This is a genomic window from Nocardia sp. NPDC004260 (assembly GCF_053603155.1).
Map to the genome: position 1 here is coordinate 1 of NZ_JBSGEZ010000286.1, position 1,079 is coordinate 1,079.

The following is a 1,079-nucleotide window of genomic DNA, read 5'->3' on the forward strand; positions in this document are numbered from 1 at the left end:
CGTTCGGTGGCGCCCTCGGCCAGGGAAACGGTGGTGTCGGCCGACACCGAGTTCTGGGCATACGCCCTGGCTGAAGTCCAGGGTTTCAACGAAACACTGGCAGGTGTTCCGAGCAGCGAGCGCTCGACCTGGCGGTGGGCGGCAAGCCGGGTCGCTGGAGTGCTGGCGTTGTGGTCGTGGCGGATTGAACCGGACGCGAGAGGAGCTTTCGCCGTCGCCGCGCACGAAGTCGGAAGGTCCGCACTCGCGGCCGGTAGCCGCGCACGTCCGCGCATCTTCCGGCCGCCCGCGCCGGATCTGGCACAGACAGCGTTCGTCCTCGCGCAGCTTTGCGGCGAAGTGCACGATCCATCCACCGAGTCGGATTTGGTCGGCGCGTTGATCACCAGTATCGCGGCAATGATCAAGGCACATCGCGAACGCGGGGAAATGGCGCGGGCGTCGAGCATCTACGCCACCGCCGTGGGTCCTCTGAAGTGGATGGAACACGAGATCCGCACCACTGTTCCGACCTCGGTGATCGGCTGCCAACTCCGAGCCGGACACACATCGCGGCTCCAGTCGTAACTGATATCGGCACCCGGCTATGACATGGCGGCGCGGAAATCGCCACCTGGACCTGCACAGGCAGCTGCCCAGCGCGTCAGGCAGTACATGGCGCACCGCAACTCAGCAACGGCAGCACTCAGCATGATCATGCGGAACAGGCAATAGGGGTTGCCTATTTCACGACAACGCCGATACGAGGCATCGACTCTTCACATCGAAGGATGGAGGGCAACATTGCGAATCCTTCTGGTCGCCCAGGCATTCAACAGCCTTACCCAGCGCGTCTACATCGAACTACGTGCCCGCAACCATCAGGTCGGTGTCGAACTGGCTCTCGGCGACGACCTGCTGCGTGCGCGGGTGGCGGCTTTCGGGCCGGAGCTGATCATTGCGCCGATGCTCACCACGGCGATCCCGAAGGACATCTGGTCGGCGCACACCGTGCTGATCGTGCATCCGGGACCCAAGGGTGATCGCGGACCGTCATCCCTTGACTGGGCCATTCATGAGGGCGAGAAGCAGTGGGGTGT

General features: G+C 63.9%; 1 protein-coding gene and 1 pseudogene. Both read left to right on the forward strand.

Going from position 1 to position 1,079, the window contains the following annotated elements; all coding sequences use genetic code 11:
* Positions 1–567 (forward strand): hypothetical protein (locus tag ACWEO7_RS39690; RefSeq protein ID WP_452431034.1); only part of this gene is annotated, 567 nt, incomplete at its 5' end.
* Between the two features lie 216 nt (positions 568–783).
* A pseudogene (locus tag ACWEO7_RS39695) lies at positions 784–1,079 on the forward strand (enoyl-CoA hydratase-related protein); the annotation flags it as partial.